11 protein-coding genes and 1 pseudogene are annotated in these 15,955 nt (G+C 71.1%); 3 read left to right on the top strand and 9 right to left on the bottom strand.

The window, feature by feature from the left end:
• Positions 1–76: 76 nt before the first annotated feature.
• The gene (locus tag VIS07_14275) at positions 77–958 is read left to right on the top strand and encodes a GNAT family N-acetyltransferase (GenBank protein HEY8516672.1); all 882 of its coding nucleotides are present in this window, start codon (positions 77–79) and stop codon (positions 956–958) included.
• Positions 959–1,021: 63 nt separating this feature from the next.
• Here VIS07_14275 and VIS07_14280 read toward each other — a convergent pair.
• Positions 1,022–2,851, bottom strand: a pseudogene (locus VIS07_14280) (cytochrome c biogenesis protein CcdA).
• Positions 2,852–2,876: 25 nt separating this feature from the next.
• On the opposite strand from VIS07_14280, the gene VIS07_14285 reads away from it, so the two are divergent.
• Complete coding sequence (locus VIS07_14285; protein HEY8516673.1) at positions 2,877–3,476, top strand: acyloxyacyl hydrolase; 600 nt, start codon at positions 2,877–2,879, stop codon at positions 3,474–3,476.
• Between the two features lie 18 nt (positions 3,477–3,494).
• On the opposite strand, the gene ribB is transcribed toward VIS07_14285, so the two are convergent.
• On the bottom strand, positions 3,495–4,781 hold the full coding sequence (gene ribB, locus VIS07_14290; protein ID HEY8516674.1) for a 3,4-dihydroxy-2-butanone-4-phosphate synthase: 1,287 nt from the start codon (positions 4,779–4,781) through the stop codon (positions 3,495–3,497).
• Between the two features lie 149 nt (positions 4,782–4,930).
• Here ribB and VIS07_14295 point away from each other — a divergent pair, with 149 nt between their 5' ends.
• Complete coding sequence (locus VIS07_14295; protein HEY8516675.1) at positions 4,931–6,133, top strand: CoA transferase; 1,203 nt, start codon at positions 4,931–4,933, stop codon at positions 6,131–6,133.
• A gap of 30 nt (positions 6,134–6,163) precedes the next feature.
• Here VIS07_14295 and VIS07_14300 read toward each other — a convergent pair whose 3' ends face one another.
• The 7 genes from VIS07_14300 to glmS form a co-directional block, all read right to left on the bottom strand.
• The gene (locus VIS07_14300) at positions 6,164–7,258 is read right to left on the bottom strand and encodes a sigma-54 dependent transcriptional regulator (GenBank protein HEY8516676.1); all 1,095 of its coding nucleotides are present in this window, start codon (positions 7,256–7,258) and stop codon (positions 6,164–6,166) included.
• Between the two features lie 14 nt (positions 7,259–7,272).
• A complete protein-coding gene (locus tag VIS07_14305; protein ID HEY8516677.1) occupies positions 7,273–8,487 on the bottom strand; it encodes a GAF domain-containing sensor histidine kinase in 1,215 nt (404 codons plus the stop codon).
• A gap of 95 nt (positions 8,488–8,582) precedes the next feature.
• Positions 8,583–8,987: a response regulator gene (locus tag VIS07_14310; protein ID HEY8516678.1), complete on the bottom strand. Its 405-nt coding sequence runs from the start codon at positions 8,985–8,987 to the stop codon at positions 8,583–8,585.
• Between the two features lie 133 nt (positions 8,988–9,120).
• Positions 9,121–10,491, bottom strand: a complete 1,371-nt coding sequence (locus VIS07_14315; protein ID HEY8516679.1) for a sigma-54 dependent transcriptional regulator — start codon at positions 10,489–10,491, stop codon at positions 9,121–9,123.
• 22 nt (positions 10,492–10,513) lie between these two features.
• Positions 10,514–12,358 carry a PAS domain S-box protein gene (locus VIS07_14320; GenBank protein HEY8516680.1) on the bottom strand — a complete coding sequence of 615 codons (1,845 nt, stop codon included), beginning with the start codon at positions 12,356–12,358 and terminating at the stop codon, positions 10,514–10,516.
• 12 nt (positions 12,359–12,370) lie between these two features.
• The gene (locus VIS07_14325; GenBank protein ID HEY8516681.1) at positions 12,371–13,972 is read right to left on the bottom strand and encodes an ATP-binding protein; all 1,602 of its coding nucleotides are present in this window, start codon (positions 13,970–13,972) and stop codon (positions 12,371–12,373) included.
• A 78-nt stretch (positions 13,973–14,050) separates the two neighbouring features.
• On the bottom strand, positions 14,051–15,880 hold the full coding sequence (gene glmS, locus VIS07_14330) for a glutamine--fructose-6-phosphate transaminase (isomerizing) (GenBank protein ID HEY8516682.1): 1,830 nt from the start codon (positions 15,878–15,880) through the stop codon (positions 14,051–14,053).
• Positions 15,881–15,955: the final 75 nt, after the last annotated feature.

Below are 15,955 nucleotides of genomic sequence, written 5' to 3' on the forward strand. Positions count from 1 at the left end.
CGGCTCGCAAGGCGCGCGTCTCGTGCGCGCGCGATCGTGCTATAACGGCAGGGCAGTGCGCGGTCAGCGACCAGGGATGGCGCGGACGGTCGCCGTCCGGGACATGACTGCGAGCGACGTCCCTCGCGTCGCGGAGATCTTTCGCGACGCGTTCAACGAGATCTACCAGCGCCGCGGCTTCGGTCCGGTGGTGACCGACGCGGCGGTCGGGGGCGTGATCGCGAACGCGTACCGCGAGCTCGACCCGGGCGGCTGCGTCGTCGTGACGGTCGGCGGACGGGTCGCGGGCAGCGCCTTCCTGCACGTCCGCGGCGCGACCGCCGGTGCGGGGCCGATCACGGTCGATCCGCCGTGCCAGGGCATCGGCGCCGGACTCGCGCTGATGGAGGAGGTGTGCCGGCGCGCCGACGCCGCGGGCGTCGCGTCGCTGCGGCTCATCCAGGACGCGTTCAACGAGACGGCGTTCGCGCTCTACTGCCGCACGGGCTTCGTCGCGCGCGAGGTGCTGCTGCGCGCGAGCTTCCGCAGCTCGCGCCGCGGCGCGCGCGGCGTGCGTCGCGCGTACAGGGGCGACCTCGCGCACTTCCGCGATCTCGAGCGTCGCCTGCTCGGCATCGACCGCCCGCAGGACCACGCGCTCCTGCTGCGCCTGGGCGAGCTCTTCCTCGCCGACGGCGGCATGCTCGCGCGGATCGTGCGCGGCGGGGTCGCGGTGCTGGGGCCGCTCGTCGCGGAGTCGCTCGAGACGGCGCTCGACCTGATCGCGGCCGGCACCGCCGACCTGCCGACCGACAGCGACGTGCGGCTACTCGTTCCGGCGCGCCTCGACGACCTGGTCCGCGCGCTCGGCGCCGAGCGCCGCCTCGAGGTGCACTCGCTCTGCACCTACATGGTCCGCGGCGACTACACGCCCTTCCGCGGCTACTACGTCCCGACGCTGTTCCCCGAGTCCGGTTAGGCTCGGCGCCTCGCCGTCACCGGCGCCGCGCCCGCGTGCGCGCTGCATGACGCGCAGGAGCGTCGGGCCGTCGACGAAGCCGACCAGACGCTCGACCTCGGCGCCGTCCGGTCCGTAGGCGATGATCGTCGGGACGCCGATCACCCGGAACTCCGCGAGCAGCGCGTCGTTCTCCGGGCTCGACTCGGTGACGTCGGCGATGAAGGTCGCGAAGTGCGCGGCCTCGCGCGTCACGTCGGGGTCGACGAAGGTCGTCCGCTTCATCTCGAGGCAGGGCAGGCACCAGTCGGCGGCGAACTCGACCAGCGCGGGGCGACCGGCGGCGGCGGCCCCGTCGAGCGAGCGCTCCGCGAGCGGCTGCCAGCGGATCGCGTCGCGCGCCTGCGCGCTCGGCAGCGCGATCCACGCGGCGACCACGAGTGCTGTGACCCCGAGCGCGCGGCGTCCGAGGGTGAACCAGCGCAGCGCGCGCGCCGAGCGCTCGAAGAAGCCGAGGTACAGGCCGGCCGCGGCGACGTAGAGCGGCACGACGACCTGCAGAACGCGCTCATCGAGCAGCGGCGACACGAAGTAGAGCGCCATGCCCGCGAGCAGCGTGCCGAACAGCCGGTTGACCCACGCGAGCCACTCGCCCGAGCGCGGCAGCTTCGCGATCGCGCCCGCCGCCGAGGCGAGCAGGATGTACGGCAGGCCCATGCCGAGGCCGAGCGTGAAGAAGAGCAGGAAGCCCAGCAGCGCGTCGCGCTGCGCGCCGACGTAGACCAGCAGTCCCAGAACGACAGGTCCGATGCACGGCGCCGCGACGACGCCCATGGTCAAACCCATGAACGCGGCGCCGCCGATCCCGGCCGACGAGCCGCCGACCTTGTTCACCAGCGCCGCCGGCGCGCGGATCTCGTAGAAGCCGAAGCTCGCCCCGGCGAGGACCAGCATCAGCACCGCGAGACCGATCAGCACCGACGGATGCTGCAGCGGCGCGCCGAACAAGCCGCCGAAGAGCGCGGCGCTGACGCCGAGCGCGGCGAAGCTCACCGTGATGCCGAGGACGTAGGCGACCGCGAGCGGCCACGCGCGCCCCGAGCGCGTCCCCGGCTGCGCCTGGCTGCCGAAGTAGCCGATCGTGACCGAGACGAGCGGGTACACGCAGGGCGTGAGGTTCAGCATCAAGCCCAGGACCAGCGTGACGAGCAGCGCGGTCGGCAGGCTCGCGTCGGCGAGCCAGCGCGTCAGCGCGTTGGCGTTCGGATCGTCCGCGATGCGGTACCCGGCGCCGGTCGTGCTCACCGTGGCGCTGACCGTCGTACCGTCACGGGGATCGAGCGTCGCGACCGCGGTCGCGGGCGGCAGGCAGCGCTCGTCGTCGCAGGCCTGGTAGCGCAGGCGCAGCTCGACCGGCGCCGTCGGCGCGGCGGGCGCGCGCGCGACGATCTCGAAGCGGCCGGAATAGACCAGCAGCGGCTCGTCGCCGGCGAACGCGAAGCGCTGCGCGATCGGCGTGGGGTACTGCGGCTCGTCGAAGCGGACGCCGTCCGCGGACACCGTCAGCACGGTCGGGATCAGGAAGTCCTCGGTCGGGCGGTGCGCGTTGACGTGGTAGCCGCGCGCGACGTCGGCGACCGCGATCACGCGCACGCCGCCCTGCGGGTCGGGCTCGATGCGGCCCGTCAGCTCGACGACCGGCGTCGCGCCGGCCGGTGCGACCAGGCAGGCGAGGGCGAGCAGGCCGAGGAGCGCCGCGGCAGCCGCACGGACCGGCGTCCGGACGCTCATCGGGGTCGCGAGGCTGGGGGCTGGCACTGTGGTCCTGCAGGCGGGTGCGGCTCCGAGAAGGCTCGCGTGCATCGCGCCGTCATTGCGACGGCCAAGGCGGCGGGCTAGGTGCGACCTTCCCATCGGAACAGCCGGAAAGGATACCACGATGCGCCGTTTGCCGCTCGCTGCAGCTTTGATTCTCGTCCTCGGGCTCGTCGCTCTCGTCCCCTCGCAAGGCAGCGGTGCGGAAGGCGGCAGCGCCGACCGCAGCGGCCTGCAGGAGATCGGGGTCGCGACCGGCTACGGCTTCTCCGATCGCGGCAACGTGCAGGTCGTGCCGATGTTCCTGCGCTTCGGCTGGTTCCTGCCGGACCTGATCGACGAGCCGCTCGCCCGCCACGGCCTCGACCTGCAGTGGATGGTCGAGCCCTGGATCGCCGGGGTCACGAACCACCAGGACGCGATCGAGGTCGGCGTGCACCCGATCGTGCTCAAGCTCTCCTACGACCGCGGCCAGTGGGTCGTGCCGTACCTGACCGCCGGCACCGGCGTCATGTACACCGGGCTCCAGGGGCTCCAGCTCAGCGGGCCGTTCGAGTTCAGCTCGTACGGCGGCGGCGGCATCCAGTTCTTCTTCAACGACCAGATGGCGCTGAACCTGTCCTACCGCTGGCGGCACATCTCGAACGCCGGCATCGAGGAGCCGAACCGCGGCCTCGACACGCAGTTCGTGCTGCTCGGCTTCGACTACCGACCGAAGCGCTGATCGTTTGCTTGACGCCGCTCAGCGGCGCGCGCGGCGCACGGCGGCGATGCGCGCGGGCCGGGTCGAGCGCGTCGTCCGCCGCGCACGCGCGATGTCGGCCGCGCCGTGCGCTCCGGACGGCGCCACGTCGAGCGGCACCGTCTCGACCACCTCGAGGCCGAAGCCGGGCAGGCTCACCAGGCGACGACGGTAGTTGCTGATCAGGCGGATCTTGCCGACGCCGATGTCGCGCAGGATCTGCGCGCCGATGCCGTACTCGCGGAACTCCTTGAGCCGCGCGGTCGACATCGTGCTCGGCTTGCGGACGTCGGGATCGTCCTCGTCGCGCGCCGTCTGATCGCCGCGCGGCGCGAACATCTCGGTGCCCGGCTCGCGCTTGAGGTAGAGCACGACGCCCTTGCCCTCCGCGGCGATGATCTCCATCGCGCGGTGCAGGAGCTCGCCGGTGTTGCGCTTGACGAAGCCGAAGACGTCGCCGGGCAGGTACTCCGCGTGCGCGCGCACGAGCGTCGGCTCGTCGGGTCGGATGTCGCCCTTGACCAGCGCGAGGTGCTCACCGCCGTCGACGTCGCTGCGGTAGACGTAGGCGCGGAACTCGCCGCCGAAGCGGCTCACGATCGGGGCCTCGGCGACGCGGTGCACGAGCGAGTCGTGCCGCAGCCGGTACTGGATCAGGTCCGCGATGGTGACGAGCTTCAGGTTGAAGCGCGCGGCGAAGCGCTTGAGGTCCGGGAGCCGCGCCATCGTGCCGTCGGGCTTCATGATCTCGCAGATGACGGCGGCGGGCTTGAGCCCGGCGAGGCGTGCGAGGTCGACGGCCGCTTCCGTCTGGCCGGTGCGGACCAGGACGCCGCCGTCGCGCGCCCGCAGCGGGAAGATGTGACCCGGCGTGCGGATGTCGCTCGGCGTCGCGCCGTCGGCGACCGCGGTGAGGATCGTCTTCGCGCGGTCCTTCGCCGAGACGCCCGAGGTGATGCCGTGGCGAGCGTCGATCGACACCGTGAACGCGGTGCCGAGCGGCGCGGTGTTCTCGGCGACCATCATCGGCAGGCCGAGCTCGCGCAGCTTCTCGCCGGTGACCGGCAGGCAGATCAGGCCGCGCCCCTCGGTGGCCATGAAGTTGATCGCCTCGGGCGTGACCTTCTCCGCGGCCATGCACAGGTCGCCCTCGTTCTCGCGGTCCTCATCGTCCATGATGATGACCATCCGGCCGGCCTTGTACTCGGCGATCGCCTCCTCGATGGTCGCGACCGAGCCGCGCTTGGTCGAGGTGTCGAACAGCGCTCGCGGTGGGTCGTTGATCACGGCCGAGAGTCAACACCCGCGGTGTGGACCTTGCAAGGTGCGCTCGCCGACGACCCGAGCGGCGCGGCGGTCACGGGTGTCGACGCGGGGCTCGCGGCGTGACGCGGCAGGCCGTTGACCCCAGGCCGCGGCGCGGGCAAGCGATCCCCATGGCGGGTCCGCTCGAGGGCATCAAGGTGGTCGAGCTCGGGTTCTGGGTCGCGGGGCCGGCGACGGCCGGCGTGCTGTGCGACTGGGGCGCCGAGGTCATCAAGATCGAGCCGCCGCGCGGCGACCCGTTCCGCGGCATCTTCCTCTCCGCGGTCGGCATCGAGGTGCCGTTCAACCCGCCGTTCGAGCTCGACAACCGCGGCAAGCGCTCGGTGATCCTCGATCTCAAGCACGAGGAGGGTCGCGCGATCGCCGCCGAGCTGGTCGACCGGGCCGACGTCTTCGTCTCGAACCTGCGCCCGCGCGCGCTCGCCGAGCTCGGCCTCGACTACGACACGCTTTCGGCGCGCAATCCGCGCCTGGTCTACTGCTCGGTCACCGGCTACGGCGTGACCGGACCCGATCGCGACCGTCCGGCGTACGACATCGGCGCGTTCTGGTCGCGCGGCGGGGTCGCGGCGATGCTGACCCCGGAGGGGCACGAGCCGCCGGTGCAGCGCGGCGGCATGGGCGACCACACGACCGCGATCACCGCGGCCGGCGCGGTCGCCGCGGCGCTCTACGCGCGCGAGCGCACGGGCCGCGGGCAGCACGTCGTCACGTCGCTCCTGCGTACCGGCATGTACGTCGTCGGCTGGGACGTCGCGACGCGGCTGCGCTTCGGCTACGTCGCGCCGCCGGCGACGCGCGACGCGTCGCCGAACCCGATCGCGAACAGCTACCGCGCCGGCTGCGGACGCTGGCTGTGGCTGATCGGCCTCGAAGCGGACCGCCACTGGCCGGACGTCTGCCGCGCGATCGGCAGGCCCGATCTGCTGACCGACCCGCGCACCAAGGACATCGTCGCGCGCCGCGAGAACGCGCTCGAGGTCGTGCGCATCCTCGACGAGGAGATCGCCAAGCGACCGCTTTCCGAGTGGGCGGAGATCTTCGCGCGCGAGAACGTCTGGTGGGCGCCGGTGCAGAACTGCGACGACATCGTGAACGACCCGCAGGTCCGTGCGTCGGGCGGCATCGTCCCGTTCGATGCGCAGGAAGGGCTCCCCGAGCAGCTCGCCACGCCGGTCGACTTCCTCGGCACGCCGTGGGAAGCCGCGCGCACCGTGCCGGAGCCCGGTCAGCACACCGAGGAGGTGCTGCTCGAGCTCGGACGCGACTGGGAGGAGATCGCCGCGCTCAAGGAGCGCGGCGTGATTCCGTGAGGCGTCGGGCGCGGGCCCGAGCGTGAGCCGTCAGGCGTAGGCCTGAGGCTGCGGCTGGGTCTGCACCTGAACCGGCGGCGTCGGCTCGTCGTCGCCGCCGACGAGCGGTCCGAACACGTCCTCGCGCCGGCGCAGCTTCGCGACCAGCGTCGTGCGGTTCACGCCGAGCAGCCGCGCCGCCGCCTGCTTGTTGCCGTGCGTGCGGTCGAGCGCCTTGCGGATCAGGGCGTTCTCGAACTCCTCGACGATGCTGTTGAGATCGATCCCGTTGTCGCCGAGCTGGATGTTGGGGATCGCGCGCCGCGACAGGAACGTCCGCATCTGGGGCGGCAGGTCGCAGACGTCGATGGTGTCGCCCTCGCAGAGGATCACCAGGCGCTCGACCAGGTTCTCGAGCTCGCGGACGTTGCCCGGCCAGTCGTGCTCCCAGAGGTGGACCAACGCCTCCTCGGTGATGCGCACCTCCTCGCGACGGTGCCGCTGCTTGTGACGCTCGAGGTAGTGCTCGACGAGCAGGGGCACGTCCGAGCGACGCTCGCGCAGCGGCGGCAACGGGACGGGCACGACGTTCAGGCGGTAGAAGAGGTCCTCGCGGAAGCGCCCCGCCGCGATCTCGTTCTCGAGGTTCTTGTTGGTCGCCGCGATGACGCGGACGTCGATCTTGACGCTGCGGTCGGAGCCGACCGGCCGCACCTCGCGCTCCTGCAGGACGCGCAGCAGCTTGACCTGGAGCGCGGGGCTCATCTCCGAGACCTCGTCGAGAAAGATCGTCCCGCCGTTCGCGAGCTGGAACATGCCCGCGCGCGACGAGATGGCGCCCGTGAAGGAGCCGCGCTCGTGACCGAACATCTCGGACTCGAGCAGCTCCGCCGGGATCGCGCCGCAGTTGACGGCGATGAACGGCTGGCCAGCGCGTGCGCTGCGCGCGTGGATCATGCGCGCCACGACCTCCTTGCCGGTCCCGCTCTCACCGTGCACCAGCACGGTGACGTCGCTCGTCGCAACGCGATCGACGAGCTTGCGGATCTGCTGCATCAGCGGATGCTCACCGATGAGTTGTGGTGCGGGAACGCAGCGCGCGGGCTGCGCGGCGGTGGCGGACCCCTGATGGACCGGATGGCTCACTGCGAAACTCCTCCTCAGGACTGATTCGATTCCGACGCCGGGCCGGACGTGCGGCCGGGGCGCGAAGCGGTGATCCCCGTGCTGGGGATCCAGATGTTGAACGTGGAGCCTTCACCACGGCGGCTGGTGACGCCGATCGTGCCGCCGAGCAGCTCCGTGAGACGTCGTGCGATGTACAGGCCCATGCCGACGCCGCCGTAGCGCCGCGTCGACGTCGGGCCGAGCTGCGTGAAGGGCTCGAAGATCTGCTCGAACGACTCGGGCGGGATGCCGATGCCGGTGTCGCGCACCGAGAACTCGACGCCCTCGCCGCACGCCCGCGCCGAGATCGTGACCGAGCCCGAAGCGGTGAACTTGTACGCGTTCGCCACCAGGTTGCGCAGCGCGATTTTGAGCTTGCCGGGATCGGTGAACAGCAGCGGCAGGTTCTCCTCCGCATTCCAGTGCACCGAGACCGCGCTGCTGCGCTGCAGCTTGCGGGTGTCGCGGCGCAGCGAGTCGAGCAGCGCGGCCGGGGCCACCTCGCGTCGGTTGAGCGGCAGGCTGTCGCGCTCGAGGCGGCTCAGGTCGAGCGTGTCCTGCACGAGCTCGAGCAGCGCGTGCGCGTTGCGATCGACGAGGGTCAGAACCTCGCGCTGGCTCTCCGAGACCGTTCCGAAGTCGCCGTCGATGAGCAGGCTCAGGTAGCCGAGGATGATGTGCAGCGGCGTGCGCAGCTCGTGCGACATCGTGGCGACGAAGTCCGACTTGACGCGGTTCGCGCGCTCGAGCTCCTCGACGAGCCGCGCGTTCTCGAGCGCGAGCGACGCCATCCGCGAGATGCCCTCGGCGATGCGTCGATCGGTCGTCGAGAAGCGCGTCGCGCCGACCCGGCCGACGAACAGGATGCCCGCGAGCCGATCGATGCCGCGGATCGCGATCGCGATCCAGGACGTCGGCTCGCCGTCGACCGTGCGGTCCTGATCGGGCGCGTCGACGACGACGGCGTCGTCGTGCTCGAGGCGGCCGATGGTCGCGGAAAGGGTCGCGGGCGCGGTCTCGCTGAGCTGCGCGAAGCGTCGCCCGTCGCCGAACGCCGAGACGGGCAGCAAGGTCGTGCTGCCGGGCTCGCGCAGCAGCATGCTGCTCGCCGCGCTCTCGAGCGCCTCGGCCGCGAGCTGACAGAGCTCGTCGATCAGCGCCGGACGCGCGAGCGTCCGCATGAGCTTCTGGCTGATCGACGCGAGCACCCGGCGGACGCGCGCCTCGCCGCTCTCCTCGCAACGCGGTGCACGAGCGCGCCGGCGGGCGGCACGCTCGTGGTGCGGCATGGAGTGGAGCAGCGTCACTGGACCGGCTCCGCCCCGGCGAGCAGGGCCTCGAGCTCGGGCAGCCGCACCGGCTTGGCGATCACGCGGTCGATGCCGGCGAGAGCGGCTTCCTGGTCGATGGCGACCGTACGGTGTGCGGTGAGGAGGACGACGCGCTCGACGCCGACGTTGCGCGCCTTGCGCGCGACCTCGATGCCGTTGCCCTCGCGGGCCGGCGTCAGGTGCAGGTCGGTGACGACCCAGGCGAACGACAGCTCGTCGAGCAGGCGCTGCGCGCTGTCGGCGTCGGCGGCACGGTGAACCTCGTGTCCTCGAAGCTGGAAGTATTGCTGCATGGCGAACAGGACGGACTCCTCGTCGTCGACCAGGAGAATCCGCCGCCCCTCGTGCCGCTCCGCCGTATGTTCCTGGCTGGTCACGGCGGGGTGCTTACGCACGGTCGATGCCAGAGGCCGAGGCGGGGAAGACCTCGGCTCTACGTGGAGTTTTCGCGGCTTGGCGTCGCGGCGAGGCTGTCCCGGATCTGGATTCCAGACACGGGACGAGACGCGGTCAGCGGCGCGGGACGACGATCCCGAGCCGCGCGACCTTTTGATAGAGAGAGCTACGCGGGATGCCCAGGCGGACCGCAGCCCGTCCGACGTGGCCGTTCTCTTCGATGAGAACCGCCTCGATGTGCCGGCGTTCGAGCTCGAGAAGCGTGAGCTTGGTGTCGTTGTGGCTGGGCGCCGCGTGCGGCGTCGGCGCGCCGACCTCCGGACCCGCCTCGAAGCGCAGGTCGCGGCTCGTGATCTTGCTGCCGGTCGAGAGCAGCACGGCGCGCTCGAGGACGTTGCGCAGCTCGCGCACGTTGCCCGGCCAGTGGTAGCGCCGGAGCGCGTCGAGCGCGTCCGGGCCGAGCTCGATGCCGCGCCGACCGACCTCGGCGGTGATCCGGTCGAGCAGATCGGTCGCGAGCAGCTCGATGTCGTCGACGCGCTCGCGCAGCGGCGGCACCCACAGCGTGATCGTGCTGATGCGGTAGTAGAGGTCGGCGCGGAACTCGCCGGCCTGCGCTGCCTTCAGCAGATTGCGGTGCGTCGCGCTCAGCAGCCGGACGTCGACCTGGCGATCGCGCACGCTGCCGACCCGGCGGAAGCGCCGCTCCTCGAGCACCTTCAGGAGCCGCGGCTGCACCGAGGCGCCGAGGTCGCCGATCTCGTCGAGGAACACCGTCCCGCGGTGCGCGATCTCGAGCATGCCCTGCTTGGTGCTCACCGCGCCGGTGAAGGCGCCGCGCTCGTGGCCGAAGAGCTCGCTCTCGACGAGCTCCGGCGCGAGCCCCGCGCAGTTCAGGTCGACGAAGGCCTCCTGCGCGCGCGGGCTGTTCTCGTGCAGCCAGCGCGCGAGGACGCCCTTGCCCGAGCCGGTCTCGCCCTGGATCAGCACCGGACGGTCGGTGCCCGCGACCCGCTTCGCTTCCTCGGCCAGCGTGCGGATCGCCCTCGTCGTGCCGAGGAAGGGGTCGAGCGCGGTCTTCTGCCGGCGCACCTCGTCGGCGAGCTGGCGGCGCTGGCTGCGATGCGATTCCAGCATGCGCTCGAGGACGACCAGCAGCGCCGGCAGCTCGATCGGCTTGGTGAGGAACTGCTCGGCGCCTTGCTTGACGGCTTCGACCGCCAGATCGATCGAGCCGTGCCCGGTCAGGACCGCGAGCGGTACCGTCGGGTCGATGCTGCGCAGCCGCGGCAGCAGGTCGAGCGCGGTGCCGTCGGGCAGGCGGTGGTCGAGCAGCGCCGCGTCGGGCGGCGAGGCGCGGAACAGCTCCTCGGCGCGCGCGCACGAGTCGGCCTCGTCGACCTCGTAGCCGTGGCTCCGCAGGAACTCGCGGACGCCGAAGCGGATCGCCATCTCGTCGTCGACCAGCAGGATCCGGCTCGCCATGTCGACTCCTCTCGGCCTCCTCTCACGGCAGCGGCAGGCGCAGCGAGATGACCGCGCCGCCTTCCGGATGGTTCGCCGCGGTCACCGTACCGCCGTGCTCGTCGACGATGCGTTGCACGATCGCGAGGCCGAGTCCCGTGCCGCCCGCGCGCCGCGAGAAGAACGGCTCGAACAGCCGGTCGAGGTCCTCGGGCGCGAGCCCGGGGCCGCTGTCGCGCACGCGGCACTCGACGCTCGCGGCGCCGTTGCCGTCGTTCACGACCTCGGCCTCCACGCGGACGGTCGAGCCGCTCGGCGAGAACTGGATCGCGTTCTGCAACACGTTCTGGAGCGCGCGCACGAGCCGCTCGTTCACCCGGATCCGCAGATCGGTGGATGGCAGAACGGCCTCGAGCGCGACCGATTTCTCTTCCGCCAGTCGACGGCACTGGGCAAGAGCTTCGTCGACGACCTGGCGCAGCGTGCCGTCGTGCAGCTCGAGGACCGGCCGGCCGAAGATCAGCAGGTCGTGCATCAGGTCGGTGAGCCGCCGGACGTCGCGACGCAGCAGCGTCAAGTACTCGTTGTACTCCTCACGGTCGCCGAAGCGCGCGACGAAGGCGTCGAGGACGGCGGAGATGCCGAACAGCGGGTTGCGCGCCTCGTGCGCGAAGCCCGCGACCAACGCGCCGATGCGCGCCATCACCTCGTTGCGCTGGAGCTGCTCCTGGAGCTGCGCGACGTGCTCCGCCGCGCGCTTGATCTCCGTCAAGTCGCGCACCGTGCCGCGGAACAGGCGACGCCCGCCCAGGTAGAGCTCGCTCACCGAGATCTCGAGGGGGAAGGTCGTGCCGTCGCGGCGCTTTCCGGCGACCTCGCGGCGGAAGCCGACGAAGTTGCGCTCGCCGGTCTCGAGGCGGCGCCGCAGCGCTTCCGCATGCTGCTCGGCGTACGGCTCCGGCATGAGCAGCGTGATGTTGCGGCCCGCGATCTCCTTCTCGGGCCAGCCGAACATCCGCTCGGCCGCCGGGTTCACCGTCTCGACGATGCCAGCCTCGTCGATCGTGATGATGCCGTCGATCGACGAGTCGATCACCGCACGTGCGCGCGCCTCGCTCTGCCGCAGCAGCTCCTCGGCGCGCTCGCGCTCCTCGATCTCGTCGCGCAGGGTCGCGATCACCGCGTTGAGCTCGGCGGTGCGCTCCTCGACCCGACGCTCGAGCTCGGAATACGCGCTCTGCAGAACGTGCTCGGGGAGCTGGCGGCGCCGATCGACGGCGATCGTCGCCTCGCTGCGGACGAAACGGCCGTCCGCGTCGCGAACGGCGGTCGAGCTGAGCAGGACGGGCAGGATCGTGCCGTCCTTGCGCACGAGGTCGAACTCGACGTCGTCGACCTGGCCGAGCTCCTTGAAGCGCGGGAACTCGCGCGCGAAGCGCTCGCGGCTCGGCTCCGTCAGCACGTCGGTAAATTTGAGCTTGCCGACGACTTCCGAGCGCTCGTAGCCGAGGAGCCGGAGCTCCGTGCGGTTGACGGCGATGTACGTGCCGTCGGCGTCGAGCGAGTGCCGGCCGTAGGGCGCGTCGTCGTACGCTTCCGCGAGCGCGTCGGTGAGCCGGCGCTTCTCCTCGAGGTGCTGCTGCACGAGGCGCTGCTGCTGGGCGCGCTCGGCGTCGAGCGCCGCCTGCGCTTCCGCGAGCTGCCGCTTCAGGCGACGCGCGTGCAGCGCCGCGGCGATCGCCGCTGCCCCGAGCGCGGCGGCGACGACGATGGCCACCGCGGACCAGCGCCCTGCTTCACCCGGCGTAGCCTCGCGCGCGTTCGCGGCTCGCGCGCCGTCTGCGGCGCTCAGGATGGCGAGCAGCAGCAGCGCGACGATCCCCGACACGGTGCGCTCAGATCAAGAGGCGTGCTCCGCCCGCCCGGGCGACAGCTCGTGGAGCACCTTCACCAGCTCGTGGGGCTCGATGGGCTTCGCGACGTGCAGCTGGTAGCCCGCGTTGAGCGACTGCCGACGGTCCTCGGCGCCGGAGTACGCGCTGAGCGCGATGGCGGGGATCCGACCGCCGCGCTCGGGGTCGCGCGCGCGGATCTTGCGGATCAGCGCGAAGCCGTCCTCGCCCGGCATCGCGAGGTCGCTGACCAGCACGTCGGGCGCCCGGTGCTCGAACTTCTCGAGCGCGTCGGTCGCCGAGGTCGCGGTCACGACCTGTGCTCCGGCGGAGCGTAGCACCTCGCCCACGACGTCGAGGGTGTCTGGCTCGTCGTCGACGATCAAGACCACGAGGCCGTCGAGCCGCGCGTACTGCTGAGCCGGCGGATCGTCCGTGCGCACCTCGGGCGTCGGCTCGCTCGGCTGCTCCTCGAGCAGCGGCAGCTCGACGATGAACGTCGCGCCCTTTCCTTCGCCCTCGCTGTGGACGCGCGTCGTGCCGCCGTGCAGCTCGACCAGGTTGCGGACGATCGCCAGGCCGAGCCCGAGCCCGCCGTGCAGCCGCGTGCTGCCGCGGTCGGCCTGCGTGAAGCGATCGAAGGCGTGCGCCGCGAACGACGGGTCGATCCCCTTGCCGGTGTCGGTCACGCTGATGCGCGCGACGCGAGAGGGCGGCTGGGTCTCGCGCACGCCCTCCTCCAGCCGGATCTCGACCTTGCCGCCCTCGGGCGTGAACTTCACCGCGTTCGACAGCAGGTTCCACACGACCTGCTGCAGGCGGTCGGCGTCGCCCCAGACGCGTCCAATGCGCGGGTCGATCAGCGTGTGCAGCCGGATGCGGCGCGCGTAGGCCATCGAGCGCACCGCGTCGACCGCCGCGTCGATCACCGGCGGCAGCTCGAGGACGCGCGCGTCGAGGCGAATCTTGCCCGTGACGATGCGCGAGACGTCGAGCAGGTCCTCGATCAGACGCGCCTGGATGCGCGCGTTGCGCTCGATCGTCTCGAGGGCGCGGTTGGCGACGGTCTCGTCGAGCGTGCCGGAGCGCAGCATGCGCACCCAGCCCAGGATCGCCTGCAGCGGCGTGCGCAGCTCGTGCGACACGGTGGCGAGGAACTCGTCCTTCGTCCGGTTCGCGATCTCGGCCTCGGTGCGCTCGCGCATCAGGCGCAGGCGCTCCTCCTCCGCGCGCCGGCGCTCGGTGAGGTCGCGGATGATGCTCGTCACCAGGACGCCCTCGTCCGTGGTGAGCGGGCTCAGGCTGATCTCGCAGGGGAACTCGCTGCCGTCCTTGCGGCGTCCGGATAGGTCGAGCCCGACGCCCATCGGGCGCGTGCGCGGGTCCGCGTAGTAGCGCTCACGGTGCTCGCCGTGCGCTGCGCGCAGGCGCTCGGGGAGCAGGATCTCGATCGGCTGGCCGAGCAGCTCGTTGCGCTCGTAGCCGAACATCCGCTCGGTCTGCGAGTTGACGAGGACGATCCGACCCTCGCGGTCGACACCGACGATCGCATCGGGTGCGGACTCGAGGAGCTGTCGGAACTTGTCTTCTGCGCGGATGCCGTCGCTCACGACACGCTCCGTGACGAAACATCGTCACGCGAGGGCGGTTGCCTTAAGCGGGTGAAGACAGGAGCGGCGGGCAGATGCTTACTCGACCGTCACGCTCTTGGCTAGGTTGCGTGGCTGGTCGACGTCGCTGCCGCGGTAGACGGCGATGAAGTAGGCGAGCAGCTGGAGCGGGATCACCAGCAGGATGGGTGCCAGCAGGTGGTTCACCTGCGGGATGGTCACCACCTCCCAGGCGATCTCTTCGAGCTCCGGCGACGGCGCGTCGGTGATCGCGATGATGCGCCCGCCGCGCGCCTCGACCTCCTTCAGGTTCGAGAGCGTCTTGGGGTACATCGGGTCCTTCGGCAGCAGGACCACGACGGGCAGCTGCTCGTCGATCAGGGCGATCGGGCCGTGCTTCATCTCCCCCGCCGGGTATCCCTCGGCGTGGATGTAGGAGATCTCCTTCAGCTTGAGCGCGCCCTCGAGCGCGATCGGGTAGTTGATGCCGCGGCCGAGGTACAGGAAGTCCTTGGCGTGGCCGTACTTCTTCGCGATCTTCTCGATCTGCTTCTCGCGTGACAGCGTCTCCTGCACGAGGCTCGGCAGGTTGACGAGGTCGCTGACCAGGGCGCGGCCCTTGGTTTCGTCGAGCCGTCCGAGCAGCCGCCCGAGGTGCAGCGCGAGCAGGTAGAACGCGGTGAGCTGGGTCGTGAACGCCTTGGTGCTCGCGACCGAGATCTCGGGGCCGGCGTGCGTGTACAGCACCGCGTGCGAGCGGCGCGGGATCGACGAGTCGACCACGTTGCAGATCGCCAGGACCTTGGCGTTCGAGGCGCGCGCCTCCTCGACCGCGGCGAGCGTGTCGGCGGTCTCGCCCGACTGCGAGACGGCGATCAGCAGCGTGTCCGGGCCGAGGATCGGCTGCCGGTAGCGCAGCTCGCTCGCGTAGTCGACGTCGACCGGGATGCGCGTCGCCTCCTCGAGCAGGAACTTGCCGACCAGGCATGCATGCCACGCAGTGCCGCAGGCGGTGAGGTAGATCCGCTTGATCGACGACCAGTCGTCGATCAGCCCCGCGAGCTCGGGCAGCGTGACGTCGCCCTCCTCCTGACGGATGCGCCCGAGCATGGTGTCGATCATCGCCTGCGGCTGCTCGTGGATCTCCTTCAGCAGGAAGTGCTTGTAGCCGCCCTTCTGCGCGGTGACCGGGTCCCAGGTGATGCGCTTCGGGGCGCGCTCGATGGGTTCGCCGTCGAACGTCGTGACCTTCACCGAGTCGCGCCTCACCTCGGCCATCTCGCCGTCCTCGAGGAACAGCACGTCGCGCGTGTGCTCGAGGATCGCCGGGATGTCGGAGGCGATGAAGTTTTCGCCTTGGCCGAGTCCGATGACGATCGGGGTCGCGGTCTTCGCGGCGACGAGCCGCGTCTTGTCGTCATCGCACAGCGCGACGATCGAGAACGAGCCGTGGAGGCGCTTCACCGCCGCACGGGTCGCGTCGAGGAACGACATCCCCTGCGACATGTGCTCGTCGATGAGCTGCGAGATGACCTCGGTGTCGGTCTCGGACTGGAAGGTGCGGCCCTTGGCCTCGAGCTCGGCCTTGAGCTCGAGGTAGTTTTCGATGATCCCGTTGTGGATCACCACCACCTTGCCGGCGCGGTGCGGGTGGGCGTTCTCCTCGGACGGTCGTCCGTGCGTCGCCCAGCGGGTGTGGCCGAGGCCGATCTGGCCCTCGAGCGGCCGCTCCTGCAGCAGCTTCTCGAGGTTGTCGAGCTTGCCGACGCAGCGCCGGATGTCGACGCGGCCGTTGCTCAGGGTCGCGATTCCGGCGGAGTCGTAGCCCCGGTACTCGAGACGCCGGAGCCCGCCGACGAGGATCCGGCTCGCCTCCTGGTCCCCGATGTACCCCATGATGCCGCACATAATCTTTGTCCTGGTGCCGATCGGCTGGTGAACGACGAGACTACCCTGCACGGATCGGAGCGGGCAACACGCCTC

This window comes from Candidatus Binatia bacterium (genome assembly GCA_036563615.1).
Classification (GTDB): Bacteria; Desulfobacterota; Binatia; order UBA12015; family UBA12015; genus DATCMB01.

What these genes read in the sequence shown, in the direction of transcription:
- VIS07_14315 (HEY8516679.1), bottom strand. Translation starts at nt 10,491, where the DNA reads ATGGCGAGCCGGATCCTGCTGGTCGACGACGAGATGGCGATCCGCTTC.
- VIS07_14275 (HEY8516672.1), top strand. Translation starts at nt 77, where the DNA reads ATGGCGCGGACGGTCGCCGTCCGGGACATGACTGCGAGCGACGTCCCT.
- VIS07_14295 (HEY8516675.1), top strand. Translation starts at nt 4,931, where the DNA reads ATGGCGGGTCCGCTCGAGGGCATCAAGGTGGTCGAGCTCGGGTTCTGG.
- glmS (HEY8516682.1), bottom strand. Translation starts at nt 15,880, where the DNA reads ATGTGCGGCATCATGGGGTACATCGGGGACCAGGAGGCGAGCCGGATC.
- VIS07_14285 (HEY8516673.1), top strand. Translation starts at nt 2,877, where the DNA reads ATGCGCCGTTTGCCGCTCGCTGCAGCTTTGATTCTCGTCCTCGGGCTC.